This is a genomic window from Arthrobacter sp. 1088 (assembly GCF_031455315.1).
GTDB lineage: Bacteria > Actinomycetota > Actinomycetes > Actinomycetales > Micrococcaceae > Arthrobacter.
Window position 1 is genome coordinate 509469 of sequence record NZ_JAVDSM010000001.1, and the last position, 21180, is coordinate 530648.

Below are 21180 nucleotides of genomic sequence, written 5' to 3' on the forward strand. Positions count from 1 at the left end.
AAATAAATTATGGGAATCCGTAAATACAAGCCGACTACCCCGGGCCGTCGTGGCTCGAGCGTAGCCGACTTTGCTGAAATCACGCGATCGACTCCGGAAAAGTCGTTGCTGCGTCCGCTGCACAAGACTGGCGGCCGTAACAACTCCGGTAAGATCACCACCCGTCACAAGGGTGGTGGGCACAAGCGCCAGTACCGTCTGATCGACTTCCGTCGTCACGACAAGGACGGCATCAACGCCCGCGTTGCCGAAATCGAGTACGACCCGAACCGCACGGCTCGCATCGCACTCCTGCACTACGTTGATGGCACCAAGCGTTACATCATCGCTCCTAACAAGCTGTCCCAGGGTGACTTCGTCGAGGCTGGTCCCGACGCTGACATCAAGCCGGGCAACAACCTGCCGCTGCGCAACATCCCGGTTGGTACCGTAATCCACGCAGTTGAACTGCGTCCGGGTGGCGGCGCCAAGATGGCACGTTCCGCAGGTGCTTCGGTACAGCTCGTTGCCAAGGAAGGCCGTTTCGCCCAGCTGCGTCTGCCCTCCGGTGAAATCCGCAACGTTGACGTGCGCTGCCGCGCAACCGTCGGCGAGGTCGGCAACGCCGAGCAGTCGAACATCAACTGGGGCAAGGCCGGCCGTATGCGCTGGAAGGGCGTTCGCCCGACCGTCCGTGGTGTAGCCATGAACCCGGTTGACCACCCGCACGGTGGTGGTGAAGGTAAGACTTCCGGTGGACGTCACCCGGTTAACCCGAACGGCAAGCCCGAGGGCCGTACCCGCCGTCCGAACAAAGAGAGCGACAAGCTTATTGTTCGTCGCCGCCGTACTGGCAAGAACAAGCGATAGGAGCCTGGACACATGCCACGCAGCCTGAAAAAAGGTCCTTTCGTTGACCAGCACCTCTTTGTGAAGGTCGCACGGGAAAACGATAAGGGCACCAAGAACGTCATCAAGACCTGGTCCCGCCGTTCGATGATCATCCCCGACATGCTCGGGCACACGATCGCCGTACACGACGGACGCAAGCACATCCCGGTGTTTGTCACTGAGTCGATGGTCGGGCACAAGCTCGGCGAATTCGCTCCCACGCGGACATTCCGCGGCCATGTTAAGGACGACCGTAAGGGCAAGCGCCGCTAGGCGCCTGACTTTACGTCTTAGACGAGAGAAGGAAAGCAATGGAAGCCAAGGCTATTGCGCGTCACATCCGCGTAACGCCTATGAAGGCCCGGCGCGTCGTCAACCTTGTTCGTGGTAAGCAAGCGAATGAGGCTCTGGCAATTCTGAAGTTTGCCCCCCAGGCAGCTTCGGAGCCGGTATTCAAGGTACTTCAGTCGGCAATGGCCAACGCACGTGTCCTCGCGGACCGTGACGGCGTTGCATTCGACGACAGCGACCTGTTCATCAGCGAAGCATTCGTTGATGAAGGCCCGACCATGAAGCGGTTCCAGCCGCGTGCCCAAGGCCGCGCCTACCGCATTAGGAAGCGGACCAGCCACATCACCGTGGTCGTCGCAACCCCGGAGAAAGAGGAGGCTCGCTAAGTGGGACAGAAAGTAAACCCGCACGGGTTCCGACTCGGCATCACCACCGACCACGTTTCGCACTGGTTTGCTGACAGCAACAAGGCCGGACAGCGCTACAAGGACTTCGTCCGCGAGGACATCAAGATCCGTCAGCTCATGTCCACGGGCATGGAGCGCGCCGGCATCGCCAAGGTTGAGATCGAGCGCACCCGTGACCGTGTCCGCGTGGACATCCACACGGCACGCCCGGGTATCGTCATCGGTCGCCGTGGCGCCGAGGCAGACCGCATCCGCGGCGAGCTCGAAAAGCTCACTGGCAAGCAGGTTCAGCTGAACATCCTCGAGGTCAAGAACCCCGAGATGGAAGCACAGCTTGTTGCCCAGGGCATCGCTGAGCAGCTGACTTCCCGCGTGGCTTTCCGCCGTGCGATGAAGAAGGCCATGCAGTCCGCACAGCGTGCGGGTGCCAAGGGTATCCGTGTTGCTTGCTCGGGTCGTCTGGGTGGCGCAGAAATGTCCCGCTCGGAGTTCTACCGCGAAGGCCGTGTGCCCCTGCATACCCTCCGTGCGAACATCGACTACGGCTTCTATGAAGCCAAGACCACCTTCGGCCGCATCGGTGTGAAGGTTTGGATCTACAAGGGTGACGTAACCGCCAAGGAACTGGCTCAGCAGGCAGCTGCTGCTCCGTCCCGTGGCCGCGCAGGAGACCGTCCGGGCCGCCCGGGTGGCGACCGCCGTCGTCGTAACGACCGTCCGGCAGCTGAGGCAGCACCCGCTGCCGTTGAAGCACCGGCCGCTGAAGCTGCTGCTCCTGCAGCAGAAGGAGGAGAGGCTTAAATGCTTATCCCACGTCGAGTCAAGCACCGTAAGCAGCACCACCCGGGTCGTTCCGGCGCTGCAACGGGTGGCACCAAGGTCAGCTTCGGTGAGTACGGTATCCAGGCCCTGAGCCCGGCATACGTGACGAACCGTCAGATCGAGTCCGCCCGTATCGCGATGACCCGCCACATCAAGCGTGGCGGTAAGGTCTGGATCAACATCTACCCGGACCGTCCGCTGACGAAGAAGCCTGCTGAAACCCGTATGGGTTCCGGTAAGGGTTCTCCGGAATGGTGGGTCGCAAACGTCAAGCCGGGCCGGGTTCTCTTTGAACTCTCCGGTGTCAATGAAGAGGTAGCTCGCGAGGCCCTGCGCCTGGCAATCCACAAGCTCCCGTTGAAGGCACGCATTGTGCGTCGCGAAGGTGGTGAATAGAAATGGCAGTAGGGTCGAAGGATCTCGCACCCGCACAGCTGGACGGTTTCGACAACGAGCGTCTCGTTGAAGAACTCCGCAAGTCCAAGGAAGAGCTGTTCAACCTGCGTTTCCAGTCCGCCACCGGTCAGCTGGAGAACCACGGTCGCCTGCGTGCGGTAAAGAAGGACATCGCACGCATCTACACCGTTCTGCGTGAGCGCGAGCTGGGCATTCGTGCCGAGGTTGCCGCACCGGTTGTGGAAGCCAAGGAAGAAAAGAAGTCCAAGAAGGCTGCCAAGGCTGAAACTGCCGAAGCTGAAGCTGGAGAGGACGCCAAGTGAGCGAGAAGGAAACTGTGACGGAAGCAGCAGCCAGCGCTGAACAGCGCGGTTACCGTAAGACGCGTCGCGGCTACGTTGTCTCTGACAAGATGGAAAAGACCATCGTTGTTCAGGTTGAAGACCGCGTGAAGCACGCTCTGTACGGCAAGGTTATTCGCCGCACTTCGAAGGTCAAGGCTCACGACGAAGAGAACACCGCCGGCATCGGCGACCTCGTTCTTATCTCTGAGACCCGCCCGCTGTCCGCTACCAAGCGGTGGCGCCTGGTGGAGATCCTCGAAAAGGCCAAGTAAATCCGACGCCGGGCTTGCCCGGTTTGGATTCACTGGAAGGGTCCGCGTTCTGCATGGAACGCGGGCCCTTCCGCGTTCCCGGCACGTTTCGGAAAGACCAACGAAACATGCTAGGATATTGAGTTTGTATGGCGCCATTTGTGCGTCATCGATTACCTCGTAAACAATCGTGCCGCTGCATACTGCCCCGCGCAGAGTTTTCTGCAAGGGAAGCTGATGCTCGTGGCACGGGCGTTTAGGCCTGTTCTGGCAAAATCCAGGCAGGTCAAGAGACACCCCGATCAACCGTTCCGCAAGGCTCATTCCGTATGCATGATTTCGGTCTGAGAACCGGCGCGACGCAAGGAGTAAAAATTGATTCAGCAGGAGTCGCGACTCAAGGTCGCCGACAACACGGGTGCTAAGGAAATCCTTACCATTCGCGTTCTCGGTGGATCCGGTCGTCGCTACGCAGGCATTGGCGACGTCATCGTCGCTACCGTCAAGGACGCTATTCCCGGCGGAAACGTAAAGAAGGGCGACGTCGTCAAGGCGGTCATCGTCCGTACCAAGAAGGAACGCCGCCGTGCGGATGGTTCCTACATCAAGTTTGACGAAAACGCAGCTGTGATCCTGAAGAACGACGGTGACCCCCGCGGTACCCGTATCTTCGGCCCGGTTGGTCGTGAACTTCGCGACAAGAAGTTCATGAAGATCGTTTCGCTGGCCCCGGAGGTGCTTTAGTCCATGGCTAAGATCAAAAAGGGTGACCTCGTTCAGGTCATCACCGGCGCCAAGCAGGAACGTGGCGGCGACCGCGGCAAGCAGGGCAAGGTCCTGCGCGTATTCCCGGACACCAACCGCGTGCTGGTAGAGGGAATCAACCGCGTCACCAAGCACACCAAGGTCGGTCAGTCGCAGCGCGGCACCAAGACCGGTGGCATCGAGGTTGTTGAGGCCCCGATCCACGTTTCCAACGTTGCTCTGGTTGACCCGTCGACCAAGAAGCCGACCCGTGTTGGTTTCCGTCTCGACACCGTTGAGAAGGATGGCGCTACCAAGACCGTCCGGATCCGCGTGTCCAAGGCCACCGGGAAGGACATCTGATGAGTGAGACACTGTCTGAGACCACCGTCGAAACGAAGATCGTTCCTCGTCTGAAGACGAAGTATGCAGAGACCATCAAGAAGTCCCTGCAGGACGAGTTCAGCTACGCGAACGTGAACCAGGTTCCCCGCCTGGTGAAGGTTGTTGTGAACATGGGTGTTGGAGATGCCGCCAAGGACTCCAAGCTGATCGACGGCGCTGTCCGCGACCTCACCCTGATCACCGGCCAGAAGCCGCAGGTAACCAAGGCCCGCAAGTCGATCGCACAGTTCAAGCTGCGCGAAGGCATGCCGATCGGTGCACACGCAACTCTGCGTGGAGACCGCATGTGGGAATTCGTGGACCGTCTGGTTTCGCTGGCTCTGCCGCGTATCCGTGACTTCCGCGGCCTCAACGGCAAGCAGTTCGATGGCAACGGCAACTACACCTTCGGTCTGACCGAGCAGGTTATGTTCCACGAAATCGACCAGGACTCCATCGACCGCGTTCGCGGTATGGACATCACGGTCGTCACCACTGCCAAGACCGACGACGAAGGCCGCGCGCTGCTCAAGGCGCTTGGTTTCCCGTTCAAGACCGAAAACTAACTACGTAACAGGTCCGGCAGCGTGGCTCGTAAGAGCGGGCGCTGCGGAAACCGTTATGAGGAAGGGCTATAGCCCAAATGACTATGACAGATCCTGTCGCAGACATGCTCACGCGTCTGCGCAATGCAAACTCGGCATACCACGACACCGTGACCATGCCGTACAGCAAGCTGAAGGCACGCGTTGCTGACATCCTGAAGGCAGAAGGCTACATTGCCGGCTGGAAGGAAGAAGACGCCGAGGTTGGCAAGAAGCTGACCATCGACCTGAAGTTCGGTCCGAACCGCGAGCGTTCCATCGCTGGCGTCCGCCGCATCTCCAAGCCCGGCCTCCGCGTATACGCGAAGTCCACCAACCTGCCTCACGTGCTGGGTGGCCTGGGTATCGCTATCCTGTCCACCTCTTCCGGCCTCCTGACTGACAAGCAGGCCGGCAAGAAGGGCGTGGGCGGCGAAGTCCTCGCGTACGTCTGGTAACGGGAAAGGAAGAGAATAATGTCACGTATTGGACGTCTCCCCATCACCGTTCCTGCCGGAGTTGAGGTCAAGCTCGATGGCTCCGTCATCAGCGTCAAGGGTTCCAAGGGAGAGCTGAGCCACACTGTAGCCAGCCCGATCGAGGTTTCCCTGGAAGAGAACACTCTCACGGTCACCCGCCCGAACGACGAGCGCAACTCGCGTTCGCTGCACGGCCTGACCCGCACCCTGATCGCCAACATGATCCAGGGCGTTACCGAGGGCTACGAGAAGAAGCTTGAAATCGTTGGTACTGGTTACCGCGTTCAGGCAAAGGGTTCTGACCTGGAGTTCGCTCTTGGCTTCAGCCACCCGGTTAATGTCTCGGCACCCGAAGGCATCACCTTCGTAGTAGAGGGTCCGACCAAGCTCTCTGTTGCGGGTATCAACAAGCAGCAGGTCGGCGAGGTTGCTGCCAACATTCGCAAGCTGCGCAAGCCTGACCCCTACAAGGGCAAGGGTGTCCGTTACGCCGGCGAAGTCATCCGCCGCAAGGTCGGAAAGGCTGGTAAGTAAACCATGGCCATCGCAATTAACAAGAAGCGTACGAACAAGAGCAAGTCTGCTGCACGCAGCCGTCGCCAGCTTCGTATCCGCAAGCGCATCACCGGCACGGCTGTACGTCCTCGTCTGGTCGTCAACCGTTCGGCCCGCCACATCTTCGTCCAGGTTGTCGATGACAGCAAGGGTGTAACCGTGGCTTACGCTTCCACCCTGGAAGCTGACCTTCGCGCACTCGACGGAGACAAGACTGCCAAGGCCAAGCGCGTGGGTGAGCTCGTTGCCGAGCGTGCCAAGGCTGCAGGCGTCGAAGCTGTTGTCTTCGACCGTGGCGGTAACAAGTACCACGGCCGCATCGCCGCCGTCGCTGACGGTGCTCGCGAAGGTGGGCTGGCACTGTGACCGTTGAAAATAACGAAAAGGACATTCAGGTGACTGAAGCTGTAGCTGCTGAAGCAACTGAGACCGCACCCGCTACCGACGACCGCCGCGGCGGACGTCGTGGCGAGCGCGGCGAGCGTGGCCAGGGCCGCGGCGACCGTGGTGGCCGTGGTGGCCGCGACGGCGGTCGCGAAGCCGAGAAGAGCCAGTTCGTAGAGCGCGTTGTAACCATCAACCGCGTTGCCAAGGTCGTCAAGGGTGGTCGTCGCTTCAGCTTCACCGCACTCGTCGTCGTCGGTGACGGCAACGGCATGGTTGGCGTCGGCTACGGCAAGGCCAAGGAAGTTCCCGCTGCTATCGCAAAGGGCGTCGAAGAGGCCAAGAAGTCCTTCTTCCGCGTTCCCCGCGTTGGCAACACCATCCCGCACCGTGTGCAGGGTGAGGCTGCTGCAGGCGTTGTCCTGCTGCGTCCGGCTTCCGCCGGTACCGGTGTTATCGCCGGTGGTCCGGTCCGCGCGGTACTGGAGTGCGTGGGTATCCACGACATCCTCTCCAAGTCGCTCGGTTCCTCCAACGCGATCAACATCGTTCACGCGACCGTTGACGCTCTGAAGCAGCTCGAAGAGCCCGCTTCGGTGGCTGCCCGCCGTGGCCTGCCGCTGGACGAGGTTGCTCCTGCTGCTCTGGTGCGCGCGCTCCAGAACCAGAAGGCAGGTGTTTAGTCATGGCTAAGAACCTGACTCCCTCCGACGCCAAGTTGGAGATCACCCAGATCAAGGGCGTCATCGGCGCCAAGCAGAACCAGAAGGCTACCCTCCGGTCCCTCGGCCTGAAGCGCATCGGACACACTGTTGTCCGTGACGCCGACGCCGTGACCGTTGGAATGCTCAACACGGTTCCGCACCTCGTGAATGTAGAGGAGGCGAAGTAATGGCCGAGAACAAGACCGCTGCAGAGGCTGCTGAGAAGCAGAACGCTCTGAAGGTCCACCACCTGCGTCCCGCCCCGGGTGCCAAGACCACCAAGACCCGTGTTGGTCGTGGTGAAGGCTCCAAGGGTAAGACCGCTGGTCGCGGTACCAAGGGTACGAAGGCCCGCTACCAGGTAAAGGCTGGCTTTGCCGGCGGCCAGCTGCCGCTGCACATGCGCCTGCCGAAGCTGCGCGGCTTCAAGAACCCGTTCCGGGTTGAGTTCCAGGTTGTGAACCTGGACAAGCTCAACGAGCTGTTCCCGGAAGGTGGCGCTGTCACCGTTGAGTCCCTGGTTGAGAAGGGTGCCGTTCGCAAGAACCAGCCCGTCAAGGTCCTGGGCACCGGCGACATCACCGTCAAGGTTGACGTCACCGCCCACGCTTTCTCTTCCAGCGCTGCTGAAAAGATTGCTGCAGCAGGTGGAAGCACCACTGCTCTCTAAGAGCCAGTGGGGCTGATGCCCGTTGTAAAAAAGATCCCGGTATGCGGGGCTTCGGCCCCGTATGCCGGGATTTTTTGCGTGAAAGTGGACTCTCGATTATTACGACGGCGTCACAAGCAGCTAGACTCGGTTGTTGGGTTTCATTGAGCCCATCCACATCCTTGTACTTTCTACTCAGGAGGACGCTTGCTAAGCGCATTCGGCCGGGCGTTTCGGACGCCTGATTTGCGACGCAAGTTGTTGTTCACGCTGGGAATCATCACAATCTTCCGCTTGGGAGCTTTCATCCCCTCGCCTGGTGTGAACTACCAGAATGTCCAGCAATGCTTGAACAACGGTGACACCTCGCAGGGCATTTACCAGCTGGTGAACTTGTTCAGCGGCGGCGCGTTGCTGCAGGTCTCGATCTTTGCCCTGGGCATCATGCCCTACATTACGTCGAGCATCATCGTTCAGCTGCTCCGGGTGGTCATTCCCCGGTTCCAGCAGCTCTACGAAGAGGGCTCCTCGGGCCAGTCGAAGTTGACCCAGTACACCCGGTACCTCACCATCGCGCTCGGACTCCTGAACGCCACCACCCTGGTGTCCTTGGCGCGGTCCGGCCAGCTTCTTCCGGGCTGCAACCTCCCGATCATTCCTGATGAGAGCATCATTACGACGCTGCTCATCATCATCACGCTGACGGCCGGTACCGGCCTCATCATGTGGATGGGCGAGCTGGTTACGGAAAAGGGTGTGGGCAACGGAATGTCGCTGCTCATCTTCACCTCCATCGCTGCAGGCTTCCCGCGTTCACTTGGTTCCATTTGGGAGACGAAGGGACCGGGAACGTTCTTCATCGTCCTGGCAATCGGCTTGCTCACGGTGGCATTGGTGGTCTTCGTGGAACAGTCCCAGCGGCGGGTTCCGGTCCAATATGCCAAGCGCATGATCGGACGCCGCACCGTGGGTGGCACCAGCACCTACATCCCCATCAAGGTGAACATGGCCGGCGTCGTGCCCGTCATCTTCGCTTCCTCCATGCTGTACCTGCCAGGCCTGATTGCGCAGTTCAACCAGCCGAAGCCAGGGGAGCAGCTGGCGCCCTGGGTTGAGTGGATCAACAACAACCTCACCCGTGGCGACCACCCCATCTACATGGCGCTGTACTTCGCCATGATCGTGTTCTTCACCTACTTCTATGTGGCCATCACCTTCAACCCTGAAGAAGTGTCGGACAACATGAAGAAGTACGGCGGGTTCATTCCGGGCATCCGGGCGGGTAAACCGACCGCGGACTACCTGCAGTACGTGCTTTCCAGGATCACCCTGCCTGGAGCCTTCTATCTGGGCTTCGTGGCGTTGATTCCGCTGGTTGCACTCGTCCTGATCAACGCCAACCAGAACTTCCCGTTTGGTGGCACATCAATCCTGATCATGGTGGGTGTCGGCCTGGAAACCGTCAAGCAGATTGATGCGCAGCTACAACAACGTCACTACGAAGGGCTTTTGCGATGACGAGAATGCTGATCATTGGACCTCCCGGTTCGGGTAAGGGTACGCAGGCTGAGCGGATTTCCGAGCGCCTCGGCGTAGTCGCCATCTCCACCGGCGACATCTTCCGTGCCAACGTTAAGGGCGAAACCCCTTTGGGCATTGAAGCCAAGAAATACATGGACGCAGGGGACTTCGTTCCGGACAGCGTCACGAACAACATGGTTCGTGACCGCCTGAGCCAGAGCGACGTCGAGAACGGCTTCCTTTTGGACGGCTACCCGCGCACCACCGCGCAGGTCGACTACCTGGACCAGATCCTCGCTGAAGGCGAGCAGGAGCTCGACGTCGTGCTCCAGCTGACTGCCGACGACGAAGAACTGGTGTCCCGCCTCCTGGGCCGTGCGAAGGAAACCGGGCGCTCTGACGACAATGAGGCCGTCATCCGTCACCGGCTGGACCTCTACCACGAGCAGACTGAGGCCGTTGTTGCCAAGTATGCCGAGCGCGGCATCCTGACGCAGGTGGACGGAATCGGCGGCATCGACGAAGTCACCGACCGCGTTCTCACCGCCATCGAGTCGGCCAAGGCCGTCTAGCGAGGGCTTTTCCACATAGCCGGATCGTCGGCGCTGGAGCAAAGGGTGTGTCCCGTACCATTGGTGCGGGACACACCCTTTTCGTTTCGCGGCAGTTTTTGGGGGAACCGCATGCAAACAGCTCTTTCCGGACACAGCAGGATTGCGGGTTTGGAGGTTTACCTTCCGCCTGCGCGCCTGGAGACTTCCGCCGTCGAACGCCGTATTGGTGAGTCGAGTCCGGGGTTCCGGGTACCCAAGGGCTTGATCTCCCGTGTTACCGGGATCCGCTCCCGGAGCGTCATGGCAGACTCCGAGCAAGCATCGGACCTTGCGGCCAATGCTGCGGCGAAGCTCCTTGCTGAATGTGGCCTGCAGGCCCCGGACATAGATCTCATCATCTTCGCGTCTGCCAGCCAGGACATGGTGGAACCGGCTACGGGCCACATGGCCGCCGCCAAACTCGGACTCTGCTGCCCGGTGATGGATGTGAAGAATGCGTGCAACAGTTTCCTGAACGGCCTGGAAGTGGGCGATGCCCTGATTGCCACGGGACGGTATACCCGGGTCCTGGTGGTCACGGGGGAGTCGCCGTCGCGGGCGGTCCGTTGGAGGGTTCCGGACTTTGGCACTTTCGCATCAAGCTTTCCCGGGTACACCATGAGCGACGGCGGAGCGGCAGTGTTGCTTGAACCCGCGGGTCCGGCGGCAATGGCGTCGAACGGACTGGAGGCGGGGCCGGCAGGCATTCTTGGTATGGGCTTCACTGCCCGCAGCAGCCACTGGTCTGTCGGCACCTTGGCTGCAGGTGGATCTGCTTATCCGCGTGATCCGGAAGCTACCTATTTCACCATGGACGGGGAGAAGCTCAAGGAGGCTTTTCTGGATTTGGGCTGCGGCGTCCTGGACGAAACTTTAAACGGCTTGGGTCTGCAGTGGACGGACTTCGCCGTGGTTTGCGTGCACCAGGTGAGTGCACCGTACCGGGAGGTCTTTGCGGAACGGGCCGGTGTTCCGCGTGAGTTGCTGGTTCCTTCGGTAGAGGACTTCGGAAATTTGGCCTCAGTTAGCTTGCCCCTGCAATTGAAACTCGCCGTGGACAGTGGACGCTGCGGTCCGGGAGATCTGGTGGCATTGGTGGGACTCGCCGGCGGCGTGAGCCTGGGTATGGCGGTGGTGCGGCTGTGACGCCGGAACACCATCCCGGAAGCACGGCCCGTACCCGGCCGCTGTCCATCGCCCTGCCCATGCTGAACGAAGAGAAGCTTGTCCGGCAGACGTTGGACTCTCTTGCGGCCCAGGAGCACCCGGACTTCACGGCGGTGGTTGTAGACAACGGATCCACGGACTCCAGCTGTTCGATCGTGGCAGAGTTCGCCGCAGCCCATCCCACTATGGACATCAGGCTTGTCCATGAAGCCGAGAAGGGGACGGGCGCGGCCGCGGATACCGGCATGCGCTTCGGTGTGGAGCATGGCGCGAGGTGGCTGGCCCGGACGGATGCCGATTGCCTCGCTGCGCCGGATTGGACCGCGAGGATTGTCCGGGCCTTCAACGACGGTCTGGAACTCATCGCCGGCCAGCTTGTGCCCCGTGAGGATGAAGGCATCAGTGCGGGGGAGCGGAGGATGATGCTCCTGGCAGTTGAGATCGCATCCTTCTTCGGCCGTATTCGCCCCGGCAACAAAGGTGACGGATATCTGGGCCCTTATCAGATGCTTCCAGGGTGCAATATGGCGATCACGGCAGATATGTATCACCGTTCAGGTGGGTTCCCGCGGACCAGCATAGAAGACCTCCATGAAGACCGCGCATTGTCCAACCGCGTGCGAAAGCTGACCCGCAATTACGCGCTGCGCCGGGATGTTGTCGTGTACGGCTCCTCACGGCGGGTCAAAGCCTGGGGTTTGAAGAACACCCTGGCCTGGTATGCGGACCATCGGTACCGCCCAGAGCACGTGGACATCCGGTGACGCCGTGATAACCAACGGCAGAAAGTCCAGCGGCAGGATGTCCAGCGGCTTCATGAGCAAGGCCGAACGCTGGGAACAGCGTGTTCAACTGGGGGCGCATCCATTGCTCTACCCGGCGATTCGTGGGCTGGGCAGCATGCGGCCGGTGATGCGTTTGCCCGGTCTGGGGATCCTTGTCAGCGAAGCCGCCCTGGTGCGTGACGTTCTCATGGATACCCAGCGGTTCATCAAGAACGGACCGTCGGGTTCAGGTGCGCTCTGGACTCCCGTAGTGGGACCAAAGGCGTTGGTGAACATGGACGGCACGGAGCACAGGGAGCTGCGGCGCAAGCTTGCCGACCTCTTCACTCCGGGCTCGGTGGCGGCGATTGTCGAGCCGGCGGCTGCGTCGCTTCATGACCGCTTACACCACGGACTGGACGCAGGTGGGCACGTGGATCTGGTGGACTGCGTCAAGGAGCTTGCCGGGGGAGTCATCTCCAGGCTGCTGGGCGTGCCGGATGATGCACCTGGCCGGTTGCCCAATAGGGAACTCTTCAATTTAGGGTCTTCCATCTCTTCCCTCGTCCACCTGGGGCGCCCCACGCTGACGGTGAGGCAGATCGCCAAGGGAAGATCCGCCGTCGGGGTTTTGGCAGGACCGGCGCGGGAAGCGTACCGGAAGAGCGACCCCCAAACGTTTCCAGGCAGGCTGCGCGCACTCGGCATGACCGAGGAGGAGGCCATGGGCATCATCAGCGCATTCGTGATGGTGGGAACTGAGACGCTGGTGTCCTTCGTTCCGCGGCTGATTGCCCTGCTCGCTGACAGTGGACGCCTTGCGGGACTGGTTGAGGATCGCTCCGGTGTTGCCTCGGCCGTGAACGAGGCATTACGGTTCACCGTGCCGTCCCCGATGATGCTGAGGGATGCTCTTTCTCCTTGCACCCTTGGCGGAGTCGCTATCCGGGCAGGGGACCGTCTTTTGCTATCGACTGTTCACGCCTCCAAGAGCCTGGGCAGATTCGAACCCGGGATTCCCACCCCGCCGCAGGCGCGTCAGCTGTGGTTCGGTGCGGGTCCGCACTTTTGCATCGGCATGCCGTTGGCCATGGCCGAGATCAATGCGACGCTGTCTTTGCTCCTGGACAGGTATGCCCGGCACCAGTGGCTCGTCTCGTCCCGGCAAGTGAGCAAAGGTGTGCTGATTCCCGGATACAGAAAGTTGGAGCTGGTCAATGCCTGATGACGCATTGTGGGAAGGTACCGCGTCCGGCACCGATCTTATCGAAGCCGTCTACGCCGCAGCCGGGCGCGTGCCAGAGAGCCCCGCGATCACGGCGCCTGGCAGATTTTCCCTCTGGAACCATGTTCCAGGGCGACTACGGCGTCCCGGCCGGCTCCGACCAGGACGGACCATCACATACCGCGAATTGGTCAAAGGCATAGATGCTACGGCCCGGCACCTCCATGATGACGGTTTTGGTGCCGGTGAACGGATGCTCTTCTCGGTCCGCCCCAGCCCGGCAGCGTTCATCCTGGCACTGGGGGCCGTCCGCGCCGGTGGTTCCGTAGTGTTCATCGATCCAGGAATCGGACCGTCGCTTTTCCATGACCGGGCCAGGCTGGCTGCGCCGCGGTGGGCTGCCTCAGAGTCCCTTCTGTACGCCCTCAGTACCAGGAGCCCACTGCGGCCGCTGGCCCGGCGGAGGGGATTGCTGCTGCCGGATTATGGTGCCATGGACGTCCGGCACTACTATTCCGGCCCATGGCTCCCTGGCGTACCCCGAGGCGCGACCCCGGTGAAGCGACTCGCCAGTCCCGGGCTTCCCAGGGATATCGTTCCGCCCTCCCCGGAGGCTTCCTCCGGGCAGGAAGCCGTGATCATTTTTACGTCAGGGACCACCGGTGCGCCGAAGGGCGTAGTACACACCCGGCGTTCGCTTGGAGCAGGATTCGAGCAGCTCAACCAACGCTGTACCTTTGGCGAGGGCGATCGCATCCACTCCGAGCAGCTCATGATGGGCTTGCCGGCACTCATCGCCGGCGCGCACTGGACCATGCCCGGCTATGGCTTTTCAGCGCACATTGACCCTCTTCGCTTGGCACGCGAGCTTGGGCCGGTGGCTGGCAAAGAGGACTCGTACGACGGCGCGACGCACCTTTTCCTTGTGCCGTCCCAGTTGGCGCCAATCCTGGATGCGGTCGAGGACGGCAGCGTCAGGCTCCCCCCAACGCTGCGGACAGTAATGCTTGGAGCCGCGCCGGTGCTTGCTCCCTTCCTGAAACGGGCAACGACACTGCTTCCCGGCGTCGAGTTCAAACTCATCTACGGCATGACGGAGTTGCTGCCGATTGCCGTTGCCGATGGTAGGGAAAAGCTGGCCTTTGCGTCCGGCGCTGATGCCGAATTTACGTCGCCGGATGGAAGTGGCGAAGGCGATTTCCTCGGAGAGCCACTGCCCGCCGTCGGCATCCGGGTAGGGGAGGACCACGAACTGTACGCCCGGGGACCGAACATGTGTCACGGATATCTGGGTGAGGAAGCCATGATTGAGCACGCCACCGGAGACCTGGTGCGGCTGGACCACGGTACGGCAGGCCCCGGAACGGGTCCCGCGCGCTTGGTGATGATCGGGCGCAAGAAGGACATGATCATCCGGGGCAAGACCAACATCTACCCTGCCCTGTATGAACCGCTGATCACTTCCGTGCCAGGAGTTCAGCAGGCCGTCATGGTCGGGGTGCCCGACGGGATCGGTGATGAAGCTGTGTGGCTGGCCGTCGTGGCTGCACAGGCGAACCCAGGGGCGGACGGAGAGCTGAAAGCAAAACTAACCAAGGTCCTCCCGGAGATGATTGACGAATCCGCTCTCCCCGACCACATCGAAATCCTGGATGCCATCCCTGTCGGCGGACGCCACAAGAAGCCGGACCGGGAAGCGCTTCGACGCGAATTTGCCCGCAAGTCCGCTGATAAAGCCGCGGCGCTGTGAAAGCCGGGGCGCTGTGAAAATCGCGGTTACCGGGGCCACAGGCTTCATAGGGGGAGCAGTCGCCGCTGCCGCCGAGGCTAAAGGGTGGGACGTTGTTCGTTTCGCACGGCGCCAAGGCCCTGGGCTGACGTATTGGGACCTAACGGGTGTGCCGCCTGGCCGAATGCCGGCCGTGGACGCGGTGGTCCATGCCGCCGCCCACGTGGCGGACTGGGGCGCCGCCCGCATGTTCTACCGCACGAATGTGCTGGGTACCCGTGCCGTGGTTGAGGCCTACCCAACAACGCGGCTGGTGCACATTTCCAGTTCAAGTGTCTACCCGTGGTGGGAGCCCTGTACCAACCGCGGCGAAGTTGAGGTGGCTGTGCGCCACCTCAACGCCTACGCGAGCAGCAAGGCGCTCGCCGACGTGGAGGCCCGACGGCATCGCAACGCCGTGGTTCTTCGACCACACGGAGTTTATGGACCGGGCGATCGGACGCTGATGCCGCGCCTGATCAGCAACGTACGCCGCGGAAGGCTCCTCACCGTGGGCCATGCCGGTATTCGTCATCAGCTCACGCATGTTGACAACCTGACAGAGGCAGCGCTGGCAGCTTGCCAGTCCGATGCCCGAGGGGCTATCAACGTGGCCGACGCGGAGCCGGTGGAGCTTGGGACCGTATTGAAGAAGGTACTTGCTGTCACTGGCCACGCCGGGGCGGGTATCAGGTACATTCCGGAGCCTGCCGCCATGGCACTTGCCGGCATTTCCGAAGCCGTTGCCCGCGTTTCCGGCCGGGCACCACGCCTCACGCGCTACGCCGTCAGCCAGCTCGGACGGGACAGAACCTACCGTTTGGACCGGCTCCGGGAAGAGCTGGGAGTCGAACCAATTTCGACCACGCTCTCCGATGCGGGAAAATGGTTGGAGCACGGGGCCTGATGGGCTCCTACAGCAAACCATCCAGAGGAGAACATGGCGTTCGGTCAGCCCCGCATCGAGTACAAAACCAACGAGCAAATGCGCAAGATGCACGAGGCCGGTTTGGTCCTCAGCCGTGCCCTTGACGCTGCCGTTGCGGCGGCCAAGGCAGGCGTCACCACCAAGGACCTCGACGACGTTTTCGCGGCAGTCCTGAATGACGCCGGGGCCAAGTCAAACTTCCTTGGCTACCACGGCTTTCCCGCCACCATCTGCACGTCAGTGAACGAGGAAGTGGTCCACGGCATCCCAGGAAACCGTGTCCTCAACGATGGCGACATTATTTCCATCGACGGCGGCTGCATCGTGGACGGATGGCACTCGGACTCCGCCCGCACTGTCATCGTTGGCACGGCAGACCCTGAGGACCAGCGCCTCTCGGATGTCACTGAGGCCGCCATGTGGCGAGGGATTGCTGCGCTGGCCAAGGGCAAGTTCGTCGGCGACATCGGCAATGCGATTGATGACTACGTTTCTTCCGTCCCCGGTAAGCCCTTGGGCATCCTGGAGGACTATGTTGGCCACGGCATCGGTTCGGAAATGCATATGGCCCCCGACGTCCTGAATTACCGCACCAATCACCGCGGCCCGAAGATCCGCCCGGGACTGTGCCTCGCCATTGAACCCATGCTGGTGCGCGGTGGCATCGAGACTGCCACCCTGGATGATGACTGGACTGTTGTCACCACCGACGGCAAGCGCTCCTGCCAGTGGGAACACTCGGTGGCCGTGCACGAAAAGGGCATCTGGGTCCTGTCCGCCCCGGACGGAGGGGCCGAGCAGTTGGCGCCGCTCGGCGTCGTGCCCGTCCCGATTCCGTAACCGGGGCGCGGCCGGCTGCCGGCCGGCGTGCTGCGGCTTAGGGCGTTGCCTCCAGGTGGACAATAAAGCCATGAATGCGATCACCGATGTACCGGGCATCCGTATTGGCCACGTCCAGAAGAACGACGGCGGGTGGCTCTCTGGCGTGACAGTCGTCCTTCCGCCTGTGGGAACCGTGGGGTCGGTGGACGTACGCGGGGGAGGTCCTGGTACTCATGAAACTGATGCTCTCGATCCGACGACGTTGGTATCCACGGTCGATGCCATCGTGCTGACGGGTGGCAGTGCGTTCGGCCTCGTCTCAGCGGCTGGTGCCCAGCTCTGGTGTGAGGAGCAGGGCAGGGGCTTTGCGGTTCCCGGAACCGTCGTACCGATCGTTCCGGCAGCAGCCATCTTCGACCTCGGACGCGGTGGTGACGTCAAAGCGCGACCAGGCGCGGACATGGGTTACCAGGCAGCCGCCGCAGCGTTCGCCTCAGGTGACCACGCCGCCGTCGGGCGCGGAAACGTTGGCGCAGGCACTGGCGCGGTGATTGCGCGCGGACAGTACAAAGGTGGCGTCGGAACATCCTCGATTACGCTCGACGGTGGGATCATCGTCGGTGCCATAGCAGTAGTCAACGCGCTGGGTGCGCCCGTGAGTGGGGGCCCGCAACCCTCTGCGCGCTCGGTCGTTCCTCCCTTGGACGCGCGCGGCCGGGTTCCGGGCCCCCAGGGCACGTCTCCCTCTGCTCCGGTCGTTTCTCCCCAAGGTCTCAACACAACGCTCGTCGTGGTCGCTACGAATGCTGTCCTGGATGTTGCTGAGTGCAAGCGGACCGCCAGCGCTGGGCACGCCGGGCTCGCGCGGGCGTTGGATCCGTCCCACACTTTGGCAGACGGTGACACCGTTTTCACTCTGGCGACCGGCGCCGTCGGGCTTGATCGCAGTACCGAGCAGGCACGGCAGGTATCGCTCATAACGCTCCAAAGCGCCGCAGCTGAGGCCGTGCGTTTGGCGATCCTGGACGGTGTTGAAGCCGCCGAAAGTGTCACGACGGCGGGAGGAGACTTCCCTGCTTACCGGACCGTAGGGGAGTGACGGGCGGCGGTACGTGCGCTACCATGGACGGATTTAACTTTCCGGCCCCATTGGCGTAGAGTTATTTGTTGGTTGTCTGTGCAGCCACGCCCTTTTTAGTGTCGTGGTTCCAAGAGGGCCAAGCAAACAAAAACGTCCGTTGGATTTTCGGTGCCTAACCGGAGGACAGCGGCAAACAACAGTTAGCGGAGGATATGGCCAAGAAGGACGGGGTCATTGAGATCGAGGGCGTTGTGACTGAGGCGCTGCCCAATGCGATGTTTCGTGTTGAGCTCACCAACAAGCACGTCGTTCTCGCACACATCTCTGGGAAGATGCGTCAGCACTACATTCGAATCCTCCCCGAGGACCGGGTAGTGGTGGAGCTGAGCCCATACGACCTCACACGTGGTCGTATCGTCTACCGCTACAAGTAAATTGCTGGGCGGCCCAGGCAATAGTGCCAAGCCGCTCCAGCAGATCAACTGCAAAACACGCAAAGGAACGCCATGAAGGTCAAGCCGAGCGTCAAGCAGATCTGCGACAAGTGCAAAGTGATCCGCCGTAACGGCCGGGTCATGGTGATCTGCGAGAACCCGCGCCACAAGCAGCGCCAGGGCTAATTCCCCTTCTGGGAATCAGCGCCCGCAAGGGCAAACCTGGGTTGCTAGCCCACGCAAGTAAATAAAGGCAGCACAAGTTGTGCCAGGACTGCATTACAGAGCCTGGTCAACGTACCCCCGGTCGGAGGCTGGGGCCACACGGATCGTGTGGGTGTACTGCCTACGACCTCCGGTTTATTCAAGGAGTACCGCCACTATGGCTCGTCTCGCTGGCGTAGACATTCCCCGCGAAAAGCGGTTGGAAATTGCGCTTACTTACATCTACGGCGTGGGCAAGACCCGTGCACACGAAACCCTGGCTGCCACCGGCATCAGCGCTGACGTTCGCGTCAAGGACCTGACTGACGCCGAACTGGTCCAGCTGCGTGACTACATTGAAGGCAACTACAAGGTTGAGGGTGACCTTCGCCGCGAGGTAGCCGCTGACATCCGCCGCAAGGTTGAGATCGGCAGCTACGAAGGCCTGCGCCACCGCAAGGGCCTGCCCGTACGCGGACAGCGTACGAAGACCAACGCTCGTACCCGCAAGGGCCCGAAGCGCACCGTCGCCGGCAAGAAGAAGGCCGGACGTTAATCCCTCGGGATTGACCTGGTTTTCCCCCGATAACTTTCTGTAGGAGAAACAATGCCCCCGAAGACTCGTGGAGCGGTTCGTAAGCCGCGTCGCAAGGATAAGAAGAATATTGCGCTTGGCCAGGCGCACATCAAGAGCACCTTTAACAACACCATCGTGTCCATCACGGACCCGAACGGTGCTGTAATCTCCTGGGCTTCCGCCGGTGAGGTTGGCTTCAAGGGCTCCCGTAAGTCCACCCCGTTCGCTGCCCAGATGGCTGCTGAAGCTGCTGCAAAGCGCGCTCAGGAGCACGGTCTGCGCAAGGTTGACGTATTCGTCAAGGGTCCGGGATCCGGACGCGAAACCGCAATCCGTTCGCTTCAGGCTGCTGGCCTTGAGGTTGGCTCCATCCAGGACGTCACCCCCAGCGCCCACAACGGTTGCCGCCCGCCGAAGCGCCGCCGCGTCTAATTAGGTATTCCCTGTCTGACCGGCCGGGCCTGCTGTACATGGTTTAGACCATCTACAAGCATGGCCCGGCTGGTCAGGCTGGAAACCGAAGCCGATTTCCACCACCTGTGTTGCGTCATATAGCGGATGCTCGCCGAAAGGAAACCTAAGTGCTCATTGCACAGCGCCCCACCCTGTCTGAAGAAGTTGTATCCGAGAACCGCTCCCGTTTCATCATTGAACCGCTGGAGCCGGGCTTCGGCTACACCCTCGGAAACTCCCTCCGCCGTACCCTGCTCTCCTCCATCCCCGGTGCCGCTGTAACCAGCATCCGGATCGATGGCGTGCTGCACGAGTTCACCACGGTTCCGGGTGTCAAGGAAGATGTCACCGAGATCATCCTGAACATCAAGAACCTTTCGGTTTCCTCCGAGCACGACGAGCCGGTTGTTGCTTACCTGCGCAAGCAGGGCCCCGGAGTCGTCACCGCCGCGGACATTGCTCCGCCGGCCGGCGTCGAATTCCACAACCCGGATCTGCACATTGCCACCCTGAACTCGAAGGGCAAGTTCGAACTCGAACTGACCATCGAGCGCGGCCGTGGCTACGTTTCGGCAGCTCAGAACAAGTCCGGCGACTCCGAGATCGGCCGTATTCCGGTTGACTCGATCTACTCGCCGGTCATGAAGGTAACCTTCCGCGTGGAAGCTACCCGTGTTGAGCAGCGCACTGACTTCGACAAGCTCATTGTCGACGTCGAGACCAAGCAGGCAATCGCTCCGCGCGACGCCGTTGCTTCTGCAGGCACCACCCTGGTGGAACTGTTCGGTCTGGCTCGTGAGCTGAACACCGCAGCTGAAGGTATCGAGATTGGCCCGTCGCCGACGGACGCTGCCCTGGCAGCGGACATGGCTCTGCCGATCGAGGATCTGGACCTTACCGTCCGTTCCTACAACTGCCTCAAGCGTGAGGGCATCCACACCGTGGGTGAACTCGTTGCCCGCTCCGAGGCTGACCTGATGGACATCCGTAACTTCGGTGCGAAGTCCATTGACGAGGTCAAGGCAAAGCTCGTCGAACTGGGTCTGTCCCTCAAGGACTCCCCTCCCGGTTTCGACCTCGCAGCCCGCGCCGCAGCCATCGAAGAGGACGACGCCGCGTTCAGCGACGACGAGCTCTAAAAAGCAGATCTTGGCCGTCAGGTCCAGCGATGGACCTGACCGGCTTACACAACAGGAGAAATTATTATGCCTACCCCCACTAAGGGTCCGCGCCTCGGAGGCGGCCCGGCTCACGAGCGCCTGATGCTCGCGAACCTGGCAGCTGCTCTGTTTGAGCACAAGCGCATCACCACCACGGTCACCAAGGCCAAGCGCCTGAAGCCGTACGCAGAGCGTTTGGTCACCTTCGCCAAGCGTGGCGACCTCTCGTCCCGCCGCCGCGTTCTCGGCCTGATCAGCGACAAGGGCATCGTCCACGAGCTGTTCACCGACATCGCCGGCGCCGTTGCCAACCGCGATGGTGGCTACACCCGTATCACCAAGATCGGCAACCGCAAGGGCGACAACGCTCCCATGGCTGTCATCGAGCTCGTCCTTGAGCCGGTTTCCCCGAAGCAGGCCGTAGTTGCTGAAGCAACCGCTGCTGCTGCCAAGGCTGCCCCGGCTGCTGAGGAAGAGGTTGTTGAGACCGAGGCTGTAGAGACCGAAGCTGCTGAAACCGAAGAGGCTCCGGCCGCTGAGGCTGAGGCTGCTGACGCTGAAGCTGCTGAAACCGAAGAGGCTCCGGCCGCTGAGGAAAAGAAGTAATTCACTGAATTCT

The 21180-nt window shown here is 61.4% G+C and carries 31 protein-coding genes; all 31 read left to right on the forward strand.

Going from position 1 to position 21180, the window contains the following annotated elements:
- Positions 1–9 precede the first annotated feature (9 nt).
- Positions 10–849, forward strand: a complete 840-nt coding sequence (gene rplB, locus J2Y41_RS02285; RefSeq protein ID WP_011775592.1) for a 50S ribosomal protein L2 — start codon at positions 10–12, stop codon at positions 847–849.
- Between the two features lie 12 nt (positions 850–861).
- A complete protein-coding gene (rpsS, locus tag J2Y41_RS02290) occupies positions 862–1143 on the forward strand; it encodes a 30S ribosomal protein S19 (RefSeq protein ID WP_011775591.1) in 282 nt (93 codons plus the stop codon).
- Between the two features lie 38 nt (positions 1144–1181).
- Positions 1182–1547 carry a 50S ribosomal protein L22 gene (gene rplV, locus J2Y41_RS02295; protein WP_090817766.1) on the forward strand — a complete coding sequence of 122 codons (366 nt, stop codon included), beginning with the start codon at positions 1182–1184 and terminating at the stop codon, positions 1545–1547.
- On the forward strand, positions 1548–2369 hold the full coding sequence (rpsC, locus tag J2Y41_RS02300; protein WP_224088313.1) for a 30S ribosomal protein S3: 822 nt from the start codon (positions 1548–1550) through the stop codon (positions 2367–2369).
- Positions 2370–2786 (forward strand): 50S ribosomal protein L16, encoded by a 417-nt coding sequence (gene rplP / locus J2Y41_RS02305; RefSeq protein WP_003803795.1) that lies wholly within the window; start codon positions 2370–2372, stop codon positions 2784–2786.
- A gap of 2 nt (positions 2787–2788) precedes the next feature.
- Positions 2789–3109, forward strand: a complete 321-nt coding sequence (gene rpmC / locus J2Y41_RS02310) for a 50S ribosomal protein L29 (RefSeq protein ID WP_275959788.1) — start codon at positions 2789–2791, stop codon at positions 3107–3109.
- The gene (gene rpsQ, locus J2Y41_RS02315; protein ID WP_142938371.1) at positions 3106–3402 is read left to right on the forward strand and encodes a 30S ribosomal protein S17; all 297 of its coding nucleotides are present in this window, start codon (positions 3106–3108) and stop codon (positions 3400–3402) included. Before rpmC ends, rpsQ begins: the two co-directional genes overlap by 4 nt.
- A 354-nt stretch (positions 3403–3756) precedes the next feature.
- A complete protein-coding gene (gene rplN, locus J2Y41_RS02320) occupies positions 3757–4125 on the forward strand; it encodes a 50S ribosomal protein L14 (RefSeq protein ID WP_003803789.1) in 369 nt (122 codons plus the stop codon).
- Positions 4126–4128: 3 nt separating this feature from the next.
- Positions 4129–4488, forward strand: coding sequence for a 50S ribosomal protein L24 (rplX, locus tag J2Y41_RS02325; protein WP_062073171.1), 360 nt, complete (start codon positions 4129–4131; stop codon positions 4486–4488).
- Positions 4488–5075 (forward strand): 50S ribosomal protein L5, encoded by a 588-nt coding sequence (gene rplE, locus J2Y41_RS02330; protein WP_223933975.1) that lies wholly within the window; start codon positions 4488–4490, stop codon positions 5073–5075. The genes rplX and rplE overlap by 1 nt, the downstream gene beginning before the upstream one ends.
- Before the next feature lie 77 nt (positions 5076–5152).
- Positions 5153–5551 carry a 30S ribosomal protein S8 gene (rpsH, locus tag J2Y41_RS02335; protein ID WP_216925090.1) on the forward strand — a complete coding sequence of 133 codons (399 nt, stop codon included), beginning with the start codon at positions 5153–5155 and terminating at the stop codon, positions 5549–5551.
- Between the two features lie 18 nt (positions 5552–5569).
- Positions 5570–6106, forward strand: a complete 537-nt coding sequence (gene rplF, locus J2Y41_RS02340) for a 50S ribosomal protein L6 (RefSeq protein WP_144659422.1) — start codon at positions 5570–5572, stop codon at positions 6104–6106.
- A 3-nt stretch (positions 6107–6109) separates the two neighbouring features.
- Positions 6110–6493 (forward strand): 50S ribosomal protein L18, encoded by a 384-nt coding sequence (rplR, locus tag J2Y41_RS02345; protein WP_223933973.1) that lies wholly within the window; start codon positions 6110–6112, stop codon positions 6491–6493.
- A gap of 29 nt (positions 6494–6522) precedes the next feature.
- Entirely contained in the window at positions 6523–7194 is a 672-nt protein-coding gene (gene rpsE / locus J2Y41_RS02350) for a 30S ribosomal protein S5 (protein WP_216925200.1), read from the forward strand.
- A 2-nt stretch (positions 7195–7196) separates the two neighbouring features.
- Positions 7197–7403, forward strand: a complete 207-nt coding sequence (gene rpmD, locus J2Y41_RS02355; protein WP_216925092.1) for a 50S ribosomal protein L30 — start codon at positions 7197–7199, stop codon at positions 7401–7403.
- Positions 7403–7885, forward strand: coding sequence for a 50S ribosomal protein L15 (gene rplO / locus J2Y41_RS02360; protein WP_224164997.1), 483 nt, complete (start codon positions 7403–7405; stop codon positions 7883–7885). The genes rpmD and rplO overlap by 1 nt, the downstream gene beginning before the upstream one ends.
- A 186-nt stretch (positions 7886–8071) precedes the next feature.
- Positions 8072–9382 carry a preprotein translocase subunit SecY gene (gene secY / locus J2Y41_RS02365; protein ID WP_224164996.1) on the forward strand — a complete coding sequence of 437 codons (1311 nt, stop codon included), beginning with the start codon at positions 8072–8074 and terminating at the stop codon, positions 9380–9382.
- A gap of 5 nt (positions 9383–9387) precedes the next feature.
- Positions 9388–9957 (forward strand): adenylate kinase, encoded by a 570-nt coding sequence (locus J2Y41_RS02370; RefSeq protein WP_224091119.1) that lies wholly within the window; start codon positions 9388–9390, stop codon positions 9955–9957.
- 111 nt (positions 9958–10068) lie between these two features.
- The gene (locus J2Y41_RS02375) at positions 10069–11124 is read left to right on the forward strand and encodes a 3-oxoacyl-[acyl-carrier-protein] synthase III C-terminal domain-containing protein (protein ID WP_309925805.1); all 1056 of its coding nucleotides are present in this window, start codon (positions 10069–10071) and stop codon (positions 11122–11124) included.
- On the forward strand, positions 11121–11909 hold the full coding sequence (locus J2Y41_RS02380; RefSeq protein WP_309925807.1) for a glycosyltransferase: 789 nt from the start codon (positions 11121–11123) through the stop codon (positions 11907–11909). Before J2Y41_RS02375 ends, J2Y41_RS02380 begins: the two co-directional genes overlap by 4 nt.
- Positions 11866–13134, forward strand: a complete 1269-nt coding sequence (locus J2Y41_RS02385; protein WP_309925809.1) for a cytochrome P450 — start codon at positions 11866–11868, stop codon at positions 13132–13134. The genes J2Y41_RS02380 and J2Y41_RS02385 overlap by 44 nt, the downstream gene beginning before the upstream one ends.
- Positions 13127–14884 carry a class I adenylate-forming enzyme family protein gene (locus tag J2Y41_RS02390; protein ID WP_309925810.1) on the forward strand — a complete coding sequence of 586 codons (1758 nt, stop codon included), beginning with the start codon at positions 13127–13129 and terminating at the stop codon, positions 14882–14884. The genes J2Y41_RS02385 and J2Y41_RS02390 overlap by 8 nt, the downstream gene beginning before the upstream one ends.
- A gap of 13 nt (positions 14885–14897) precedes the next feature.
- Positions 14898–15809, forward strand: coding sequence for an NAD-dependent epimerase/dehydratase family protein (locus J2Y41_RS02395; RefSeq protein WP_309925813.1), 912 nt, complete (start codon positions 14898–14900; stop codon positions 15807–15809).
- 33 nt (positions 15810–15842) lie between these two features.
- The gene (map, locus tag J2Y41_RS02400) at positions 15843–16670 is read left to right on the forward strand and encodes a type I methionyl aminopeptidase (protein ID WP_224164990.1); all 828 of its coding nucleotides are present in this window, start codon (positions 15843–15845) and stop codon (positions 16668–16670) included.
- A 70-nt stretch (positions 16671–16740) separates the two neighbouring features.
- The gene (locus J2Y41_RS02405) at positions 16741–17751 is read left to right on the forward strand and encodes a P1 family peptidase (RefSeq protein ID WP_309925816.1); all 1011 of its coding nucleotides are present in this window, start codon (positions 16741–16743) and stop codon (positions 17749–17751) included.
- Positions 17752–17945: 194 nt separating this feature from the next.
- Positions 17946–18167 carry a translation initiation factor IF-1 gene (infA, locus tag J2Y41_RS02410; RefSeq protein WP_011775571.1) on the forward strand — a complete coding sequence of 74 codons (222 nt, stop codon included), beginning with the start codon at positions 17946–17948 and terminating at the stop codon, positions 18165–18167.
- Between the two features lie 72 nt (positions 18168–18239).
- The gene (gene rpmJ / locus J2Y41_RS02415; RefSeq protein ID WP_011775570.1) at positions 18240–18353 is read left to right on the forward strand and encodes a 50S ribosomal protein L36; all 114 of its coding nucleotides are present in this window, start codon (positions 18240–18242) and stop codon (positions 18351–18353) included.
- 196 nt (positions 18354–18549) lie between these two features.
- Positions 18550–18927, forward strand: a complete 378-nt coding sequence (gene rpsM, locus J2Y41_RS02420) for a 30S ribosomal protein S13 (protein WP_011775569.1) — start codon at positions 18550–18552, stop codon at positions 18925–18927.
- A 51-nt stretch (positions 18928–18978) separates the two neighbouring features.
- On the forward strand, positions 18979–19380 hold the full coding sequence (gene rpsK / locus J2Y41_RS02425) for a 30S ribosomal protein S11 (protein ID WP_014922380.1): 402 nt from the start codon (positions 18979–18981) through the stop codon (positions 19378–19380).
- Between the two features lie 149 nt (positions 19381–19529).
- Complete coding sequence (locus tag J2Y41_RS02430) at positions 19530–20540, forward strand: DNA-directed RNA polymerase subunit alpha (RefSeq protein ID WP_011775567.1); 1011 nt, start codon at positions 19530–19532, stop codon at positions 20538–20540.
- 66 nt (positions 20541–20606) lie between these two features.
- Positions 20607–21167: a 50S ribosomal protein L17 gene (rplQ, locus tag J2Y41_RS02435; protein WP_224164988.1), complete on the forward strand. Its 561-nt coding sequence runs from the start codon at positions 20607–20609 to the stop codon at positions 21165–21167.
- Positions 21168–21180: the final 13 nt, after the last annotated feature.